Origin of the sequence: Sediminimonas sp. (assembly GCF_024637375.1) — a bacterium.
In the GTDB taxonomy this organism is placed as follows: domain Bacteria; phylum Pseudomonadota; class Alphaproteobacteria; order Rhodobacterales; family Rhodobacteraceae; genus Sediminimonas.
On record NZ_JAGXFK010000019.1, the window covers coordinates 1 to 18,573 of the forward strand.

The 18,573-nt window shown below is 67.3% G+C and carries 21 protein-coding genes and 2 pseudogenes; 8 read left to right on the forward strand and 15 right to left on the reverse strand.

What is annotated here, in order from left to right:
• The 5 genes and pseudogenes from pyrB to plsY all read left to right on the forward strand — a co-directional run.
• Positions 1-303 (forward strand): annotated as a pseudogene (gene pyrB / locus Q0L89_RS02440) (aspartate carbamoyltransferase catalytic subunit); the annotation flags it as partial.
• Positions 300-848, forward strand: coding sequence for a hypothetical protein (locus Q0L89_RS02445; RefSeq protein WP_296762260.1), 549 nt, complete (start codon positions 300-302; stop codon positions 846-848). The pseudogene pyrB and the gene Q0L89_RS02445, both read left to right, overlap by 4 nt.
• Positions 849-856: 8 nt before the next feature.
• The gene (locus Q0L89_RS02450) at positions 857-1,285 is read left to right on the forward strand and encodes a hypothetical protein (protein WP_296762325.1); all 429 of its coding nucleotides are present in this window, start codon (positions 857-859) and stop codon (positions 1,283-1,285) included.
• Positions 1,282-2,565, forward strand: coding sequence for a dihydroorotase (gene pyrC / locus Q0L89_RS02455; protein ID WP_296762261.1), 1,284 nt, complete (start codon positions 1,282-1,284; stop codon positions 2,563-2,565). Before Q0L89_RS02450 ends, pyrC begins: the two co-directional genes overlap by 4 nt.
• Positions 2,566-3,171, forward strand: coding sequence for a glycerol-3-phosphate 1-O-acyltransferase PlsY (gene plsY / locus Q0L89_RS02460; RefSeq protein WP_296762263.1), 606 nt, complete (start codon positions 2,566-2,568; stop codon positions 3,169-3,171).
• A gap of 117 nt (positions 3,172-3,288) precedes the next feature.
• On the opposite strand, the gene Q0L89_RS02465 is transcribed toward plsY, so the two are convergent.
• The 3 genes from Q0L89_RS02465 to Q0L89_RS02475 form a co-directional block, all read right to left on the reverse strand.
• The gene (locus tag Q0L89_RS02465) at positions 3,289-4,659 is read right to left on the reverse strand and encodes a glutamate--cysteine ligase (protein WP_296762264.1); all 1,371 of its coding nucleotides are present in this window, start codon (positions 4,657-4,659) and stop codon (positions 3,289-3,291) included.
• 71 nt (positions 4,660-4,730) lie between these two features.
• Positions 4,731-5,246, reverse strand: a complete 516-nt coding sequence (locus Q0L89_RS02470; protein ID WP_296762266.1) for a hypothetical protein — start codon at positions 5,244-5,246, stop codon at positions 4,731-4,733.
• On the reverse strand, positions 5,237-5,980 hold the full coding sequence (locus tag Q0L89_RS02475) for a 16S rRNA (uracil(1498)-N(3))-methyltransferase (RefSeq protein ID WP_296762267.1): 744 nt from the start codon (positions 5,978-5,980) through the stop codon (positions 5,237-5,239). The genes Q0L89_RS02470 and Q0L89_RS02475 overlap by 10 nt, the downstream gene beginning before the upstream one ends.
• 12 nt (positions 5,981-5,992) lie before the next feature.
• Here Q0L89_RS02475 and ubiA point away from each other — a divergent pair, with 12 nt between their 5' ends.
• From ubiA to Q0L89_RS02490, 3 genes are read left to right on the forward strand one after another with little or no spacing between them, the layout of a single operon-like run.
• Positions 5,993-6,967, forward strand: a complete 975-nt coding sequence (ubiA, locus tag Q0L89_RS02480) for a 4-hydroxybenzoate octaprenyltransferase (protein ID WP_296762269.1) — start codon at positions 5,993-5,995, stop codon at positions 6,965-6,967.
• A gap of 59 nt (positions 6,968-7,026) precedes the next feature.
• Positions 7,027-8,988, forward strand: a complete 1,962-nt coding sequence (locus Q0L89_RS02485) for an OmpA family protein (protein ID WP_296762270.1) — start codon at positions 7,027-7,029, stop codon at positions 8,986-8,988.
• Complete coding sequence (locus Q0L89_RS02490; RefSeq protein WP_296762272.1) at positions 8,975-9,301, forward strand: hypothetical protein; 327 nt, start codon at positions 8,975-8,977, stop codon at positions 9,299-9,301. The genes Q0L89_RS02485 and Q0L89_RS02490 overlap by 14 nt, the downstream gene beginning before the upstream one ends.
• 24 nt (positions 9,302-9,325) lie before the next feature.
• Here the strand turns inward: Q0L89_RS02490 and Q0L89_RS02495 are convergent, their stop codons facing one another.
• The 12 genes and pseudogenes from Q0L89_RS02495 to Q0L89_RS02550 all read right to left on the reverse strand — a co-directional run bounded on the left by Q0L89_RS02495 (position 9,326) and on the right by Q0L89_RS02550 (position 18,496).
• Positions 9,326-9,769: a molybdenum cofactor biosynthesis protein MoaE gene (locus Q0L89_RS02495; protein WP_296762273.1), complete on the reverse strand. Its 444-nt coding sequence runs from the start codon at positions 9,767-9,769 to the stop codon at positions 9,326-9,328.
• A gap of 1 nt (position 9,770) precedes the next feature.
• A complete protein-coding gene (gene moaD / locus Q0L89_RS02500; RefSeq protein ID WP_296762275.1) occupies positions 9,771-10,019 on the reverse strand; it encodes a molybdopterin converting factor subunit 1 in 249 nt (82 codons plus the stop codon).
• Positions 10,016-10,681, reverse strand: coding sequence for a CDP-diacylglycerol--glycerol-3-phosphate 3-phosphatidyltransferase (gene pgsA / locus Q0L89_RS02505; protein WP_296762277.1), 666 nt, complete (start codon positions 10,679-10,681; stop codon positions 10,016-10,018). The genes moaD and pgsA overlap by 4 nt, the downstream gene beginning before the upstream one ends.
• 48 nt (positions 10,682-10,729) lie before the next feature.
• Positions 10,730-11,491, reverse strand: a complete 762-nt coding sequence (locus tag Q0L89_RS02510) for an enoyl-CoA hydratase/isomerase family protein (RefSeq protein WP_296762279.1) — start codon at positions 11,489-11,491, stop codon at positions 10,730-10,732.
• Positions 11,488-12,792: an AMP-binding protein gene (locus Q0L89_RS02515; protein ID WP_296762281.1), complete on the reverse strand. Its 1,305-nt coding sequence runs from the start codon at positions 12,790-12,792 to the stop codon at positions 11,488-11,490. Before Q0L89_RS02515 ends, Q0L89_RS02510 begins: the two co-directional genes overlap by 4 nt.
• On the reverse strand, positions 12,789-13,184 hold the full coding sequence (locus Q0L89_RS02520; protein WP_296762329.1) for a hypothetical protein: 396 nt from the start codon (positions 13,182-13,184) through the stop codon (positions 12,789-12,791). The genes Q0L89_RS02515 and Q0L89_RS02520 overlap by 4 nt, the downstream gene beginning before the upstream one ends.
• A 96-nt stretch (positions 13,185-13,280) precedes the next feature.
• Positions 13,281-13,469, reverse strand: a pseudogene (locus tag Q0L89_RS02525) (hypothetical protein); the annotation flags it as partial.
• Between the two features lie 86 nt (positions 13,470-13,555).
• Complete coding sequence (uvrC, locus tag Q0L89_RS02530) at positions 13,556-15,433, reverse strand: excinuclease ABC subunit UvrC (protein ID WP_296762282.1); 1,878 nt, start codon at positions 15,431-15,433, stop codon at positions 13,556-13,558.
• Positions 15,434-15,732: 299 nt separating this feature from the next.
• Positions 15,733-16,512, reverse strand: a complete 780-nt coding sequence (locus Q0L89_RS02535; RefSeq protein WP_296762283.1) for an SDR family oxidoreductase — start codon at positions 16,510-16,512, stop codon at positions 15,733-15,735.
• Between the two features lie 25 nt (positions 16,513-16,537).
• Complete coding sequence (locus tag Q0L89_RS02540; protein ID WP_296762285.1) at positions 16,538-17,527, reverse strand: calcium/sodium antiporter; 990 nt, start codon at positions 17,525-17,527, stop codon at positions 16,538-16,540.
• Between the two features lie 3 nt (positions 17,528-17,530).
• Complete coding sequence (locus Q0L89_RS02545) at positions 17,531-17,698, reverse strand: hypothetical protein (protein WP_296762287.1); 168 nt, start codon at positions 17,696-17,698, stop codon at positions 17,531-17,533.
• Positions 17,699-18,496, reverse strand: coding sequence for a S49 family peptidase (locus tag Q0L89_RS02550; RefSeq protein WP_296762288.1), 798 nt, complete (start codon positions 18,494-18,496; stop codon positions 17,699-17,701).
• Positions 18,497-18,573 lie beyond the last annotated feature (77 nt).

Genomic DNA, 18,573 nt, shown 5'->3' on the forward strand with positions numbered 1-18,573 from the left:
GACGTGGTGATGATGCTGCGCCTGCAACGCGAGCGAATGGACGGCGGTTTCATCCCCTCGGAGCGCGAATACTATCACCGCTTCGGGTTGGACACCGAGAAACTGGCTTATGCCGCCGACGACGCCATCGTGATGCACCCCGGACCCATGAACCGCGGCGTCGAGATCGACGGCACGCTCGCCGACGACATCAACCGCAGCGTCATACAGGAACAGGTGGAAATGGGCGTCGCCGTGCGCATGGCGGCAATGGACCTGCTGGCGCGCAACCTGCACAGCCAACCCGCCGGGGTGATGGCGTGAGCGACGCGGCGCATGTCACTGCGCGAGAGCACGGCGTCCTGCGCGTTTTCCACCTGTCCTACCCACTGTCGATGGAAGCCGAACACATGGACACATCGGGCGGGCTGGCCGATGCGCTCGGGGTGCCGGCGCTCGACGCGCGCGACGTGCAGATCGTCACCCTGTCGGAGATCGGTGACATGGGCCTCGCCGAGTTGATCCGCCGGGGCTATGGTGTCAGCGACGAAGACCTCGCGCCGCTGCGCGCGCGGCTCGACGCGCTGACGGGCAAGGTGGCGATCCTGCGCTCCGGCGCCTTCGGCGGCCAGCCGGCACACCTGAACACCGAGGGCGGCGCGCGGCTGGTCGCCACGATGCACGAAGGCGGGGCACCACCGCCCCGGATCACGGCAGGGGGCGGTGCGCACGAAAGCGCCCGCGGCACGCTGGGAACGGCGGGCGGGCGCCGCGCCCCGTCCAACGCGGCGATGTTGGGGCGGGTGGCGATGGGCGCGCTGGTGGTACTGTTCGCACTGGTGGCCCTGATGGTCTGGATAGGCGGCTGATGGACGAGATGACCCCGACAATCGCGCTGCCCCCCGGCGAAAAGGTGATCGCCAGCTTTCATGCCGACAAGGCGGCCTATTGGCGCGACCACGCCTGGATCGCGGCGGCGGCCATGGCCGCGGGCATGGCCATCCTGTGGGCCGTCGGCAACCCGCATGTCTGGACCGGTGCCGTCGGCGGGCTGGCGGCGGTGGCGGTGCGCGCCTTCTATCTGGCTTCGGACGAGGTGCGCGGCCGCTGGGACCTGACCGATCGTCGCCTGCTGGGCCCGCAGGGCCGCGCCGTGCGCCTGGGCGAGATCGCGAAGGTCCGCACCCTGGGCAGCGCCGTGCAGATCGTCACCCACACGGGCGACAAGCACCTGCTGAAATACCAGGCCGACCGCGACGCGACCAAGGCGCGGATCGAACGCGCCATTGCCGGAGGGACAAGATGACCACCACCCTGTTCACCAATGCCCGCCTGATCGACCCCGAAGCTGGCACCGACGCGCCTGGCTGGCTGCTGGTAGGCGCGGGGCGCATCACGGCGCGCGGGGCGCCGGGCGATCCGCTGCCAGAGGCGGCGGCGCGCATTGATTGCGGCGGCAAATGCCTTGCCCCCGGTATCGTGGATATCGGCGTCAAGGTCTGCGAGCCCGGCGAGCGACACAAGGAATCCTTCCGCTCGGCCGGGCTGGCAGCGGCGGCGGGCGGGGTCACCACCATCGTCACGCGTCCCGACACCGAGCCGCCCATCGACAGCCCCGAGGCGCTGGAATTCGTATCCCGCCGCGCCAACGAGGCGGCGCCGGTGAACGTGTTACCGATGGCGGCGCTGACCAAGGGGCGCCAGGGGCGCGAGATGTCCGAGATCGGTTTCCTGATGGATGCCGGCGCGGTGGCCTTCACCGATTGCGACCATGTCGTGACCGATACCCGCGTCCTGTCGCGGGCGCTGGCTTACGCGCGCAGCCTCGGCGCGCTGGTCGTCACCCACCCGCAGGAGCCGGGCCTGTCGCACGGCGCCGCGGTCACCAGCGGCAAGTTCGCCTCGCTGCGCGGGCTGCCCGCGGTATCGCCGATGGCCGAGCGCATGGGCGTGGATCGCGACATCGCGATGGCCGAGATCACCGGCGCGCGGCTGCATCTCGACCAGATCACGACCCATCGCGCCCTGCCGGCGCTGGAACGGGCGCGTGCCAACGGGTTTGACATCACCGCTGGCACCTCGATCCACCATCTGACGCTGAACGAACTGGACGTCGCCGATTACCGCACCTTCTTCAAGGTCAAGCCGCCGCTCAGGTCCGAGGACGACCGCAAGGCGGTGGTCGCTGCGGTGGGTAGCGGACTGATCGACATCGTCAGCTCCATGCACACCCCGCAAGACGAGGAATCCAAGCGCCTGCCCTTCGAGGAGGCCGCCAGCGGTGCCGTGGCGCTGCAAACCCTGCTGCCGGCGGCGCTCAGGCTCTACCACGCCGGCGACCTGACCCTGCCGCAACTGTTCCGCGCGCTGTCGCTGAGCCCGGCGCGGCGTCTGGGGCTCGACCGCGGCCGGCTCGCGGCCGGCGCGCCGGCCGACCTGGTGTTGTTCGACGCCGACGCGCCCTTCATCCTCGACCGCCTGACCCTGCAATCGAAATCGCGCAACACGCCCTTTGACGGGCAGCGGATGCAGGGTAAGGTGCTGGCCAGCTACGTTGCCGGCACCCGCATCTTCGGAGAGCCCTGAATGCCCCCCATCGACAGCAGCGCAGCGATGCTCGTCCTCTGGGCGGTGCTGGGCTACGGGCTCGGCTCCGTCCCTTTCGGCATGGTGCTGGCGCGACTGATGGGGCTGGGCGACCTGCGAAAGCAGGGCTCTGGAAATATCGGCGCGACCAACGTGCTGCGCACCGGCAACCGCGCAGCTGCGGCGGCGACGCTGGTCCTCGACGCCGGAAAGGGGGCGGTGGCGGTGCTCCTGGCGCGCGCGCTCGCCGGCGAGGCGGCGGCGCAACTGGCCGGGCTGGCGGCGATCCTCGGGCACTGCTACCCGGTCTGGCTGGGCTTTCGCGGCGGCAAGGGCGTGGCCACATTCCTCGGGCTGTTGCTGGCGCTTTCGTGGCCCTTGGGGCTCGCCGCCTGCGCGACATGGGCCGCGGTGGCCGCCGCGGCGCGCATCTCGTCGCTGGCGGCGCTCACCGCCGCCGCACTGTCCAGCATCTTGGCGATCTTCCTGGGCCATGGCGAGGTGTTCGTCCTCACCATCGCGCTGACCTTGCTGATCTTCTGGAAACACCGCGACAACATCACCCGCCTGCGCAACGGCACCGAACCGCAGATAGGCGCGAAATAGCGCACTGCCGCTTCGGCCCGGTCGCGCCAGAATCCCTTTCCTCTCATAGGATGTCCCGGGAAGTTGCCGTCAGGTGATCGGGGGCAGAGCCCCCCCGCCGCGACGCTTCAGGATGTCTCAATAGGAATGCTCGGCGTAGATGCGGCTCAGGTCGCCGCCCCATTCGCCGTGGTATTTCTCCAGCAACTCGTCGGCGGGAACGCGGCCCGACTCGACGCTTTCACGCAGCGTGTCCAGGAAATGCGTCTCGTCGCGCAGCAGCCCGCCCGCGCCGGTGCGGGCGCGTGCCTTCAGCCCGGCCTCGGCGATGTCGAGCGCGGCACGGGCCAGATCCTGCATGCGCACACCGCCAGCTTCGGCCTGCAAGCCATCGCGCGCTGCGGCCACGCGTAGCGCGTCGCGGGTTTCCGCGTCCCAGTCGCGGGCCAGATCCCACGCCGCGTCCAGCGCGCCCTGGTCATACATCAGCCCCACCCAGAACGCCGGCAGCGCGCAGAGCCTGCGCCACGGCCCACCGTCGGCGCCGCGCATTTCCATGTATTTCTTGATCCGCGCTTCGGGAAAGATCGTCGTCAGGTGGTCGGCCCAATCCGACAGGGTGGGCTTTTCCCCCGGCAGCGCCGGCAATTCGCCGCGCAGGAAATCGCGGAACGATTGCCCCAGGGCATCGACGTAGACGCCATCGCGGTAGACGAAGTACATCGGCACATCCAGCGCGTACTCGACCCATGCCTCGAAGCCGAAGCCATCTTCGAACACGAAGGGCAGCATCCCGGTTCGGTCGGCATCGAGGTCGCGCCAGATGCGTGAACGCCACGACTTGTAGCCGGTGGGTTTGCCGTCGAAGAACGGCGAATTGGCGAACAGCGCCGTCGCCACCGGCTGCAAGGCCAGCGCCACGCGCAGTTTCTGCACCATGTCGGCCTCGGACCCGAAATCGAGGTTCACCTGCACCGTGCAGGTACGATACATCATGTCCTTGCCCATGGTGCCGACGCGATCCATGTAATCGGTCATCAGCTTGTAGCGCCCCTTGGGCATTTGCGGCATCTGGTCGTGGGTCCAGATCGGGGCGGCCCCCAGCCCGATGAAATCGACGCCGACCTTGTCGGCGATGTCCTTGACGTCTGCGAGGTGGTCGTTGACCTCGTCGCAGGTCTGGTGGATGTTTTCCAGCGGCGCGCCCGACAGCTCAAGCTGTCCGCCGGGCTCGAGGCTGACGTTGGCGCCGTCCTTTTCCAGGCCGATCAGCTTGCCGCCCTCTTCCAGCGGCGCCCAGCCGTGCACGTCGCGCAGGCCCTCCAGAACCGCCAGGACACTGCGGTCGCCGGCGTAGGGTATGGGGTTCAGCGTATCGCGGCAGTAGCCGAATTTCTCGTGCTCGGTGCCGATGCGCCATTGCTCGGGCGGCTTGCAGCCGCTTTCGAGGTATTCGGCCAGTTGCGAATGGCGTTCGATCGGCCCGCCGCCGGATTGAGGAATGGACATTGGCGCTCTCCGATCCTTGCCTGTTTTCTGGTTTCGCCGGCGCATAGAACTGCGGCGAAACGCGGGCACTGTCAATGTAGGCGCCGCATCTCTTTCGCCCAGATCACGACGCGTTGTTTTCCCACCCCGCGCAGCGCCGCCAGCATCCGCTCGGTACGCATGCCGGGCAGCGCCGCGAATCTGTCGAACAGCACCTCGGCGTTCGCGGCCGTCACCGGAATGCTCAGCACCGGCTGCCCGGGCTGGTGCAGATACCAACGCGGTGGCTCGGACGCGCGGTCCAGTTCCAGCCGCGTGAGTTCCGACAGCGCCACGGCGCCGCCGTCATGAGGGCCGAAATAGGCGACCTGCCCTTCGTCCACCTGCACGATGCCGGGGCCATAACCGGGCCCGCGCGCAAAGCGCATGCGCTGCACCCCGATCGCCGCCAGCGCCGCCCCCAACGCCACCAGCGCCCAGCCCACCCAGGCCAGTGGTACCAGCGCAGCGAGGCCCCAGTACAGCCCCAGCGCCGCAATACCGGCACCGGCCAGCACCTCGCGCAGGCGCCGAAGGGTCGCACGCGCAGCAGGGCGGATCAGGGGCATTGCCAGTCTCCCAGCGTCGTCTGCCAGACGGTCATCGCCGCCACCGCCGCGGTGTCGGCGCGCAGGATGCGCGGGCCGAGGCTGACGGCGCACGCCTGCGGCATGGTGTGCAAGCGGGCGCGTTCGGCCTGCGAAAAGCCGCCCTCAGGCCCGATCAGGATGGCCCACGGCCCGGGCGCCGCCCCGGGCGTGGCGTCGAGGGCGACCGCGCCGCCCGCCAGCGTCTCGTCGCAAAACATCAGCCGCCGGTCGTCGGGCCACGAATCGAGCAGCGCACCCAGCCGTTCCAACCCCCGTACCGCGGGCACGAAGGTGCCGCCGCACTGCTCGGCCGCCTCGACCGCGTGCGCTTGCAGCCGGTCCTGCCGCACGCGTTCGGCATTGGTGAAATCGGTCTGCACCAGGCGGATTTCGCGCGCGCCCATCTCGGCGGCCTTTTCGACGATGAAATCGGTGCGCGCCTTCTTGATCGGCGCGAACAGCAGCCAAAGATCGGGCGGGGTGGATTGCGCCGCACCCGGCGCCTCGCAGCGCAACACGCCGGCGCGCTTGCCGGCCTCCTCGACCCGCGCGATCCATTCGCCGTCGCGCCCGTTGAACAGACGCAGCCGCCCGCCCTTGCCCTGCCGCATCACACCGAACAGGTAGTGCGCCTGCGCGCGTTCCAGAGGAACCGTTTGCCCCGGCCCGAGCGGATGCTCTACATAGAGACGGATTTTCGCGTCATCGCTCATGAGGCCGATACTATGACCGCACCCCGGCAGACACCAGAGGCGCAGGGACAGGTTTCCGATGCTGTCACCGGAAACTGGGTCGATACGCACGCCCCGACCCTGGCGCGGCCCTACCTGCGGCTGAGCCGCGCCGACCGGCCCATCGGCACCTGGCTGCTGCTGCTGCCGTGCTGGTGGGGGCTCGCGCTGGCCGTCCTGCACGACGGGGCGGTCACCGCTTTCGACGCCTGGATATTCATCGGCTGCGGCCTCGGGGCGTGGCTGATGCGCGGGGCCGGCTGTACCTGGAACGACATCACCGATCGCGGCATCGACGGGGCGGTGGCGCGCACCGCGTCGCGGCCGATCCCGTCGGGGCAGGTCAGCGTCACGCAGGCGCTGGCCTGGATGGCGGCGCAATGCCTCGCGGCGCTGGCGATCTTGCTGAGCTTCAACACCGCGGCGATCGTGCTGGGCATCATCGCGCTTGGCCCGGTGGCGATTTACCCGTTCGCCAAGCGGTTCACATGGTGGCCGCAGATATTCCTCGGGCTGGCCTTCAACTGGGGCGCACTGCTGACGTGGACGGCGCATACCGGTAGCCTCGATTGGCCGGCGGTGGTGTTGTACCTGGCCGGCATGGCGTGGACGCTGTTCTACGACACCATCTATGCCCACCAGGACACCGAGGACGACGCGCTGATCGGGGTGAAGTCGACGGCGCGGCTGTTCGGCGCGCGCACCGCGCTGTGGCTGCGCCGGTTCCTGGTGGCCTGCGTCAGCCTGATGGCGCTGGCGGTGCTGATGGCGATGCTGGGCCAGCCGCATCGCGGCCCACCGTCCATCGCAATCGCGCTGTTGGGGCCGTGGATGATGGGGTGGCACATGCACTGGCAATTGCAACGTTTCGACATGGATGACAACGCCCTGCTGTTGCGGCTGTTCCGGTCGAACCGCGACGCCGGGCTGATCCCCGTGCTGTTTTTCGCCGGTGCCGCGCTGGTCTGATTGCACGCACTCACCACAGCGCCTAAAGATCGGCGAAACCAACGGGAACGATCTCCGCCATGCGCATATCCTCCGCCTATATCGTCGCGGCCACTTTCGCGATCGGCGCGCTACTGAGTGTGATCACCGCGGCACTGGCCGTCGACGTGATCGAGGACAGTACCGAAATCAGCCTGCGCGGCGGGCTCGACGAAAACGGCCTGCACTGGGCCGAGATCCAGGCCGATGGCCTGCGGGTGACACTGTCGGGCACCGCACCGTCCGAGGCACGCCGTTTCAAGGCCCTGTCGGTGGCCGGCGGAATCGTCGATGCGGCACGGGTGATCGACGAGATGTCGGTCAAACCGTTCAAGACTGTCGCGCCGCCGCGCTTTTCCGTCGAAATCCTGCGCAACGAAACCGGCATATCGCTGATCGGGCTGATCCCGCGCGCCACCGACCGCGACGCGCTGCTGACGCGGCTGCGCGATCTCGACGATGGCGATGGCCGCGTCGAAGTGTCGGACTTCCTTGAAACCGCCGATTATCCCGTCCCCGAGCTGTGGCCCGGGACCATCGATTTCGCGATCGAGGCCACGGCGTTGCTGTCGCGCGCCAAGATCTCGGCCAACGCGGGCGAGGTGCATGTCACCGCCATGGCCGACAGCCGCGCGGCACGCCGCAAGCTTCAGGCCGAGTTGTCGCGCCTCGCCCCGCCCGAGCTACGGTTGGCGATGGACATCTCGGCCCCGCGCCCGGCGATCACGCCCTTTACCCTGCGGCTGCTGATCCGCGACGGCATCGCCCGCTTCGACGCCTGCTCGGCCGATACCGAGGCGGCGCGCGAGCGTATCCTCGCCGCCGCGCGCAAGGCGGGAATGGAAGGCGACGGCACCTGTACCATCGGGCTGGGCGTGCCCACGCCCCGCTGGGCCGCGGCGGTCGAGACCGCCATCGCGGCGCTCGACGACCTGGGCGGCGGGGCGCTGACCTTCGCCGATACCGACGTGTCGCTGGTGGCGAACGAAGGCACCGACCAGGCGCGGTTCGACACTGTGGTCGGGGCGCTGGAAAACGACCTGCCCGAGGTGTTCAGCCTGCATGCCACCCTGCCCGAACATGAGCAGCAGGAGGCCCGCGCGGCGCCGGAATTCACCGCCACGCTGTCGCCCGAAGGGCTGGTACAATTGCGCGGGCGGCTACGCACCGAACAGACGCGGCGCGCCGCCAACAGCTTTGCCAAGGCGCGTTTCGGCGCCGCGGCGGTGCATATGGCCGCGCGCCTGGACGACACCCTGCCGGCGCGCTGGACGATCCGGGTGCTGACCGCGCTCGACGCGCTCGCGCGGCTTTCCAACGGCGTGGTGACGGTGACCCAGGAAAGGCTGACCGTCTCGGGCGATACCGGCCAGCCGGATGCCCGAGCCGACATCGCCCGCCTGCTGGCCGACAAACTGGGCGAGAGTGCCCGTTTCGAGATCGACGTGACCTATATCGAGCAGCTCGACCCGGTAGCGCAGATGCCGACGCCCGAGGAATGTGTCGCCGACATCAACGCTATCCTGGCCGAGAACAAGATCAGTTTCGAACCCGGCTCGACCACGCCCGATGCAGCGGCCGCGGGCGTGATCAGCGACATCGCCGACGTGCTGAAGGAATGCGGCGAGATACGCCTCGAGATCAGCGGCCACACCGACAGCCAGGGCCGCGCCGAGATGAACCAGCGCCTGAGCAAGGCGCGCGCCCAGGCGGTTCTGAACGCCCTGCGCGCGCGGCGCATCCTGACCGGGTCTTTCGTGGCCCGGGGCTATGGCGAGGAGCAGCCGATCGCCGACAACGACACCGAGGAAGGGCGCGAGGCCAACCGCCGGATCGAGTTCCGCCTGCTGCGCCCCGAAGGCGCGGAGCAAACGGGCGAGTCGGACGCGGCAGAGGACGCCGACGCCGCGACGCCTGACAGCACCGGCGGCACCGGCGGCGATGACGGCGACGGCGGCGCAAATACCCAGAAGAAAGCGGGAAAGCAGGATGAGCAGGACTGAATTCATTATCGTGACGGCGATCATCCTTTTCGTGGCATTTTGCCTCGGATGGTTCGCCAACTGGCTGATTCATCGCTTCACCCGCGTGGCCCAGTCGGACATAAGCGAACTGGAGCGCATGGCGCAGGAATTGCACGAGGCCGAAGAGACCCGCGACCAGGCGATCACCTACATGCAGCAGCGTGAGGCGGAACTGACCAACCAGTTGAGCCAGACCGAGGCCGAACTGACCGCGGCGATGGACGGCCTGCGCGAGGCCCGACACGAGGCCGAGGAACTGCGCGTCTATATCGAGCGCAACAACATGGGCTGAGCCGCGCGGCGACCGCCGGGCCGCCTACCAACGCTCCAGCGCATCCTCGTCTTCGTCGCGCGCGGCCACCCAATCGCCGCCCGCCGCGCCATGTTCCTTTTTCCAGAACGGGGCGCGCGATTTCAGGTAATCCATCAGGAATTCCGCCGCTTCGAAGGCATCCTTGCGGTGGCGTGCGGCGGTGGCCACCATCATGATCAGATCGCCGGCGCGCATCGCGCCGTGACGGTGGATGATCAGCGTATCCGACAGATCCCACCGTGCCATGGCATCGGCGGCGATCCGGCCCAGGGCGCGTTCGGTCATGCCGGGGTAATGCTCGATCTCCATCCGGTCGAGCCCGCCGCCGGGCAGGTCGCGCACCACGCCGGTGAAAGTGACAATGGCGCCGGCATCGGCCTGCGCGGCGGCAAAGGTATCGGCCTCGGCGCCCAGGTCGAACGGTTCCGCCTGCACCCGGATCGCCATCTCAGCCCCCGGTCATCGGCGGGAAGAACGCCACCTCGTGTACGCCGTCAAGGGGCGCATCGAAATCGGCAAGCTCCTGGTCGACCGCGACGCGCAGTGCCGACAAATCGGCGAAGGCGGCGGCATAGCGATCCTCGCGCGCTCGCAACTCCTCGACCAGCCCGGCCACCGTGCCGGCCCGTGTCTCGACCCGTTCGCGCGGAAGGCCGATACGTTCGCGCACCCAGGCGAAGTAAAGAACGTCGATCATGTCGAATCTCTCAGATAGGGCACGGCCTTGCGGAAGTATTCCCACCCCGTGAACAGGGTCAGTGCCGCGGCGAGCCATAACAGCCACAGGCCGATGCGCCCGGCCCAGATCATGGCGGTGTATTTCCACACGACGCCGACCTCGTCAGCCGTGTCGCCGGACAATACCGCGCTGAATGTTTCGCGGTCCATCCCCCAGGTCGCGGCGATCAGGTAGTGCTCGAACACGCCCTGGCTGAACAGCACCGCGATGGCGATCATCTGCGCGGTGGTTTTCAACTTGGCCAGGCGCGTCACCTTGAGCAACCCGGCGGTGTCGCCCAGGAATTCCCGCAGCCCCGTGACAAACACCTCGCGGAACAGGATCACCGTTGCCGGCAGGACCAGCCATGGCGACATCGACGAATAGCCGACGATCACCATCAGCGCGATTACCACCATCGCCTTGTCGGCAATCGGGTCGAGCATCTTTCCCAAACGTGTTTCCTGCTTCCACAGCCGCGCGAGATAGCCGTCGAACCAGTCCGTCACCGCCGCGCCGACGAACAGCAGCAGCGCGAACCAGTCGGCATAAGGCCGGGTGAAATAGAGAAACATCACCGCGACAGCCGGGGCCGCCAGAAGGCGCAGCGCGGTCAGGATATTGGGCACGGTCCACGTCATGTCCCGTTTCTAACCTGTCTCGATCCCCGGGGAAAGCGCCCTTGCGCCCTAGAAGGCGCTCAGCCGCCGGGTGGTTTCGGGGTCCATGAAACCGGCCACCGTCGCCTCTGTTTCCAGATCCATCGCGCGGTGCAGATCGGTCGAGCGGGCGGCATTCAGCACCCGCTTCATCGCCCGCACCGAAAGCGGCGGCAAATCGGCCAGACGCCGGGCGGTGTCTTGCGCCATGCGCATCAGGTCGTCGTCCGGCGCGGTCTTCCACGCAAGCCCCATCGCGTGCAGATCTGCCGCGCCGTAGCGGTCTCCGAAGAACAGCATCTCGCGCGCCTTGTTGAGCCCCACAAGCGCGGGCAGAAGGCTGCTCACGCCACCGGTGACAAAGAGGTTGAGCGAGACTTCGGGAAAGAAGCCACGCGCCGATTCGGCCCAGATCGGAAAGTCGCAATTGATCGCCCATTCGAACCCGCCGCCCACGGCCCAGCCGTTGATCGCGCCGACCACCGGCTTGGGCGCCAGCGTGATGGCATGGGTCGCCCGCTGGATCGCCAACACCAGGTCGCGCGCCTGTTCCTCGGATTCGGGATGGACGTGATCCTGGCGGTCGTCGCCCGCGCAGAATGCCTTGCCCGCGCCGGTCAGGATGATCGCGCGGGTCGCCGGGTCGGCATTGGCATCATCGAAAGCGCGGGCCAGGTCGTCGATAAGGGCGCGGTTCATGGCGTTGAGCCGCTCCGGACGGTTGAGGGTGATGAGGCGCACGCCGTCCTCGTGCATGTCGCTCAGGACGGTGTCATAGGTGAAATCGCTCATTGGTATGTCCTTTGCACGCGTTTCGTTTTGCCCTCGGTCACCGGGAAGGTGCCGTGGGGCACCAGGCTGACCCGCGCGGTTGCGCCCAGCTTGGCCTTGATCCCTGCGGCCACGGCTTCGACCAGCCCATCGGTCGCGTCTTGCCCCCTGGCCAGTTCCGCTGTCACCGGCAGGGCGTCGTAGGGCGGCGGCCTGTCGAGGGTGATACGGTAATCGCCGGAAAGCGCGCCGAATTCATTGAGCACCGCAGCGACCATCGACGGGAAAAGGTTGAGCCCGCGCACCACCACCATGTCATCGGATCGCCCCACCACGCGAAACCGGAACCCGGTGCGACCGCAGGTGCAGGGCTCGGTTGCGTCTACCGCGATGATATCACCCGAGCGGAAGCGCACCAGCGGCTGGCAGTCCCGCACAAGGTGGGTCAGAACCAACTCGCCGGTCTGCCCCGCCTCCAGCGGCAGCGGCGCGCCGGTCTCGGGTGCGATCAGTTCGGGCCACAGCACGTCGGCGGCCATGAAGTGCAGCCGCGTGTCATGCTCGCACTGCGCCGCGAAGTTGCAGAACACGTCCGAGACGCCATAGTTGGCGTTGCGCGGCTCCATCCCCCACATGCCCCTGATCCGCGCGCGAAAGGCCGGATCGTCAAGCCCCGCCTCGCCGCCGAACAGCCCCAGCCGCAGGCCAAGGTCGTGCGGCGACAGGCCGGGGAACTTCTCGGCGATCACCCGCTCCAGAACTGCCGGGTAGGAGGGCGTGCACGATATCGCGGTGATTCCCACTTCCTGAATGGTCCGCACGAGGCGTTCGGTCGCCCCCACTCCGAAGGGCACCACCATCGCGCCAGTGGCCTGCAATGTCATGTGATCGGTGAGGCCCCCCATCCACATCTGGTAGTTCAGGCAATGCACGACCGTATCGTCGGGCGTAAGCCCGGCGGCGGACTGACAGCGCCCGCCCACGGCTTCGGTCACCGCGCAATCGCGCACCGACAGCGCAAGGTTCATCGCCTGCCCCGTGGTGCCCGAAGTCCTGTGCAGGCGCACGGCATCGCGGCGGGGGGCGGCCATGTAGTTGCCCAACGGGGGGTGATCGGCCTGGCTGCGGCGCAGTTGCGCCTTGTCCGACAAGGGCAGCCGAGGCAGATCGCGCAGATCGGCAGGGGGGTCTGCGCCCTGCCACAGATCGCTGTAGAAGGCCGAGCGCCGAGCAACGTGATCGCGTTGCGCGGCCCAGGCGGCATCCTGATGGGCGCGCAGGCTTTCGGCACTGGTGAATTCCGCCCGCTCGATCAGGCTCATGGTTGCAATCCCCGTTCCCAGATGGTGGTAAGCGTGTCGATGACCGCCGCGCGATCATCCGAGACCGCGACCAGCCCCGGCTCTTGCGAGAGGTAGAGGCTGGAAAGATAGTGATCGGTCATGCCGCCAAGCGCGTAGGCGCGGCGGGTCAGCTCTGCCTCGGTCACGGCGTCGCCACGCCCTTCGCGCGCCAGTCGGCGGCGGGTGGCGGTGACCACTGTTTCGATCCATTCGCGGTTGAGACGGTGGAAGGCAGCGCGCGCCGCCGGAAACGCATCCAGATGGTGGATCAGGCATTTCATCAGGCCGCGATTACCCTCGAACAGCCGTGCGTAGGCTTGGGTCGCGCCCAGCATCGGCCGGCCATGGCTGCTCTGGCTGGCGTCGATCATGCCCGCCTGAAGGAACCCGGCAAACCCTTGCAGCAGATCGTCAAGAAGATGTGCCTGATCAGGGAAGTAGAGGTAGAAGGTGCCATTGGCGACGCCGGCCTCGTTGCAAATGGCAGCAACGGTCAAATCCTGCAAGGCGGCCCGTTCCAGAAGCGTGCAGGCGGCAATGCGGATTTGCTGCGCGGTGCGCTGCCCCTTTGGCTGTCCTTCGGCCTGCGCGGCAAGGGCCTGGGGATAGCTGTATTCGTCTTGCGGCGCGGCGCATCGGGCAGGGACAGGGCGCATGGAGTGCCTCGGGTGCCTAAAAATAAAACTGATGTCAGTTTCATTTTTAGCGGCTGATCTGTCAATCGCGATGTTTTCGGGGCGGCTCAGCCCTTGTCGTGGAAGTAGGCATAGATGGTCTCCGCCAGCTTGCCCGACACACCGTCAACCGCCTTGAGATCGGCCAGGTTGGCACGGCTGACCGCCTTGGCAGACCCGAAATGCGCCAGCAGCGCGCGCTTGCGCGCGGCCCCCACCCCCGGCACGTCGTCAAGCGGGGTGGCGCCCACCGCCTTGGCGCGCTTGGCGCGGTGGGTGCCGATGGCAAAGCGGTGCGCCTCGTCGCGCAGCCGCTGGATGAAATAGAGCACCGGGTCGTTGCGCTGCAACGCAAACGGGCGCTGGCCGGTGCGGTGGAATTCCTCCTTGCCTTGGTCACGGTCTATGCCCTTGGCGACCCCCACCACGGGAATGTCGCCGACGCCGTGCTCGGCCATGATCTGCGCCACCGCGCTCACCTGGCCCGCACCGCCGTCGATGAGCAGCAGATCGGGCCAAACACCCTTTTCCCGGTCGGGGTCATCCTTGAGCAGGCGCTTGAACCGGCGGCCGAGCACCTCTTTCATCATCCCGAAATCGTCGCCGGGGGTCAGATCGTCACCGCGGATGTTGAACTTGCGATACTGGTTCTTCATGAACCCCTCTGGCCCGGCCACGATCATCGCACCCACGGCGTTGCTGCCCTGGATGTGCGAGTTGTCGTAGACCTCGATCCGCTGGGGCGGCGCCTGCAACCCGAACGCCTCGGCCAGTCCCTTCAGCAGCCGCGCCTGGGTGGCGCTTTCGGCCATGCGGCGCGCCAGCGATTCGCGCGCGTTGCGCGCCGCGCCCTCGACCAGTTCGGCCTTTTCGCCGCGCTTGGGCACCGTCAGCGTAACCTTGCGGCCGGCCTTTTCGGACAGCGCCTGCGCCAGCAGGTCGGCGTTGTCGACCGGGTGCGACAGCAACAGGCGGCGCGGCGGCTCCTTGCCATCGTAGAACTGGCCGATAAAAGCCTCCAACACCTCGGCCGCCTCAATGTCGGCGCCGACGCGCGGGTAAAAATCGCGATTGCCCCAATTCTGCCCCGCGCGGATGAAGAAAACCTGGACGCAGGCTTGCCCGCCCTCCAGGTGCAGGGCGATGATGTCGGCCTCGCTGACCGTGTGCGGGTTGATGCCCTGCGCCGTCTGCACCTGCGTCAGCGCGCGAATGCGGTCGCGCAGGGCGGCGGCGCGCTCGAATTCCATCGCGTCCGAGGCTGCCTGCATCTCGGCCGCCAGCTTTTCCTGTATGCCGGTCGAGCGCCCCGACAGGAAGCGTTCGGCGTCGCGCACGGTGGCGGCGTAATCCTCTTGCGATATCTTGCCCACGCAGGGCCCCGAGCAGCGCTTGATCTGGTAAAGCAGGCATGGCCGCGTGCGGCTGGCAAAGACCGAGTCGGTGCAACTGCGCAGGCCGAACACCCGTTGCAACTGGTTGAGCGTGCGGTTGACCGCGCTGGCGCTGGCGAAGGGGCCGAAGTAGCTCCCTTTTTCGCGCTTGGCGCCCCGGTGCTTGCGAATCTGCGGAAACGGATGATCGCCGGTCAGCAGGATATTGGGGAACGACTTGTCGTCGCGCAGCAGCACGTTGTAGCGCGGCTTGAGTTGCTTGATGAGGTTCTGTTCCAGCAACAGCGCCTCGGTCTCGGTGCGCGTCGTCAGAAACATCATCGACGCGGTTTCGCGGATCATCTGCGCGATCCGGCCAGAATGCCCCGTGGGGCGCGCGTAGCTGCTGACCCGCGCGCGCAGATTGCGCGCCTTGCCCACGTAAAGCACGCGTGCCTGGGCATCGAGCATCCGGTATACCCCCGGCGAGGCGTCGAGGGTGCGCAGGTAGCCCTGGATCACCTCGTGCCCGGTAGGCACTTCGGGGGGCGCGGGATCATTCGCGTCGGTCATGCTCACCAGATACGATTCCCACCCGGTCGCTGCAATCTTTCGGGGGTGGCTGGCAAGAGCAAAGCTGTCCACCATTTCTGTGGATAAGTCTGGTGACAGGTTTCAGGGAAGCCGAAATTTCCGTTGCAGCATGCGCAGTTCATCGGATTGCACAATAATTAGGCAGAATTTCAAGCCCCTGATATTGCAGGACAATATCCTTGAGCCTTGGCAATATACTGAAAACATTGACGTTTTTGTAACGACATTGTGAAACGCCCGGCGGGGGTGCAAAACTTTGCGACATTGGCCTGCCTCCCCTATTCGAGGCCCAGCACATCGGGCGTCCGCCAGCCCAGGTGCTGACCGCCGTCCACACACAATAGCTGCCCCGTCACCGCGGGGGCATCCAGGAAATAGCCCAGCGCCGCGTTGATGTCGGCTGGGCTGGCGCCGCGGCCCAGCACCGTGGCATCGCGCTGGCGGCGGAAGTGGCTGTCGCTCTGACGCTGGCCCTGCAATGTCGGGCCCGGCCCGATGGCATTGACGCGCACACGCGGCGCCAGCGCCTGCGCGGCGGTGCGCGTGAGGGCCCAAAGGCCCATCTTGGCCAGCGTATAGCTCATGAATTCCGGCGTCAGCTTGCGCACCCGCTGATCCACCATGTTGACGACCAACCCGCGCGCGACCGGTTCGCCCGTGTCGTCGGTACCGGGCGCGGGAATGTCGCGCGCCACCGCCTGGGTCAGCACGAAGGGCGCACGCAGGTTGGATTCGAAATGCCTGTCCCAGCTTTCGCGCGTCGCGCTGTCGATGGAATCGTGCTCGAAGATCGAGGCGTTGTTGACCAGGCAGGTGAGCGGCCCGCCAAGCGCGTGCACTGCCTCGGGCACCAGGCGCGCGACCTGGCGCTCGTCCAACAGGTCGGCGTGCAGCGCGCAGGCGGTGCGCCCGATGGCGCGGATCTCGTCGGCGACGTCCCGCGCCGCGTCGCCGGAGGATGCGTAATGCACCGCCACGTCGAAACCACGGCGCGCCAGGTACAGCGCCATCTCGCGGCCCAGCCGTTTGCCCGCCCCGGTGACCAGCGCCCGCGTCATCGTCATTTCTCCTTCAACGGTTTGCTCAGTGCAGCACGATCCAGACATAGCCCAGATAAAGCGCGGTCAAGAGCACGCCCAAGGGCCAGGTCATGTTCCAGCGCAGGAACACGAACGGCGCCAGCAACAGCGACGCGCCCAGCATCACCCACAAATCGAAGCGCAGGAAGGCCGGATCGACCGGGATCGGGCTGACCAGCGCCGCGACGCCGATGATCGCCAGCAGGTTGAACATGTTCGACCCGATGACATTGCCCAGCGCGACATCCGCCTCGCGTCGCAGCGCCGCCATCACGGTGGTGGCAAGCTCTGGCAGCGAGGTACCCAGCGCCACCAGCGTAAGGCCGATCACGCTTTCGCTCAGGCCGAAGTCGCGGGCAATGACGACCGCGCTATCGACAAGGATATCCGCACCCAGCGGCAACCCGATCAGCCCCAGCACCAGGAACATGATGATGCGCCACCATGGCATATCGGGGTCGGCGCCTTCGATATCTTCAAGGAACCCGTCGGCCAACGTCGCCGCGCGTGCATCGCGCGCCTCCTCGCGCGCAGTGTGCTGCGCACGGCGGTGATTGCGCGCGTCGATGAACCAGAAGGCCAGCACCAGCACCAGCACCGACAGCAACAAAAGGCCACTGGGCACACCGAAGGGGGCGACGAAGGCAAGCCCGATGAACAACACCGAGACAAGCAGCATGATCACGAAATTCTTGCGTGTATCAAATTCCGAGGTGTGCATCGTCGTCATCATCGCCGGAATACCAAGCACCAACAGGATGTTGGCTATGTTCGACCCGACCACGTTACCCAGGGCGATACCGGGCGCTCCGCGTAGCGCCGCCTGGACCGAGACCAGCATCTCGGGCGCCGACGTGCCGAAGGCGACGATGGTCAGGCTGACGATCAACGCCGGCACACCCAGCCGCAGGCTGGTGTTGACGGCGCCGCGCACCAGCGCATCCCCGGCCAGCAGAAGAATCGCCAGACCGAGCACCGCCATCGCCCATACCATGTCTCAGCTACCTTTCTTCTTGCACGGGCACGGCCCCTTGCCGATGCGCAGGCGCCCGCAGTCGGGGCAGCGCGTGGCGCCCAGCCGTTTTACCCCCGGTACGCGCAGCTTGCCGAACATCGCCAGCACGCCGACGGCGATCAGGAACAGGGTGACGATCTTGACAATCAATTAAAGCCCATACCGCGCGAATGCCGCGCGGTCCTCCACCCCATCGAGCACATCGCTGACCACCGAGGCGCCGAGACGCTGCATCAGGCTGCGCCGCGGACCGTAGCGCAGCATGATCGTCTTGTCGCCGTAAAGCTCCCTGAGCTTGTCCTCGGGGTGGGCGATGCCGTCGATCAGGCCCAGATCCCGCGCCGTGCCGCCCAGCCAGAAGCGACCGCTGAAAAGCTCGTCGTCGTCAGCCAACTTGCCGGCGCGGCGTTCTTTCACGTAGGCGACGAAGCTTGAATGCATCTCATCCAGAAGGCCCTTTAGGATCGCCACATCCTCGTCCTCTTGCGGCAGGAACGGGTCGAGGATGCTTTTCGACCGTGCCGAGGTGTACACACGCCGCTCGACCCCGTGGCGGGCCAGCAGCTCGTGCGCGCCGAACCCGGCCGAGATCACCCCGATCGAGCCCACGATCGATCCGGTATCCGCCCATATGTCGTCGGCCGATGCGGCCAGCCAGTAGCCGCCCGAGGCCGCGACATCCTCGACGAAGGCATGCACCCTGACCTCGTGCTTTTCCGCCAGATGCCGGATGCGCGCCGCGATCAGCGCCGACTGCACCGGCGATCCGCCGGGCGAGTTGATCACCAGCGCTACCGCCTCGGGCCTGCCGCGGCGGAAGGCGCGCTCGATCACCGGGCGCAGGGCGTTGTCGCTGAGGCTGGCGCGGCCGCCCAAGCCGATGCTGCCGGTCAGGCGGATCACCGCCACCACGGCCGGTTTTTCAATGAACGGGATGAAACGTCTCATGGTCGTGGATGTAGATGGCCACGAGGGTGCAAACAAGGCTCGGCCCCGCAATCAGGCGGCGCGACGTCACCGCGGCG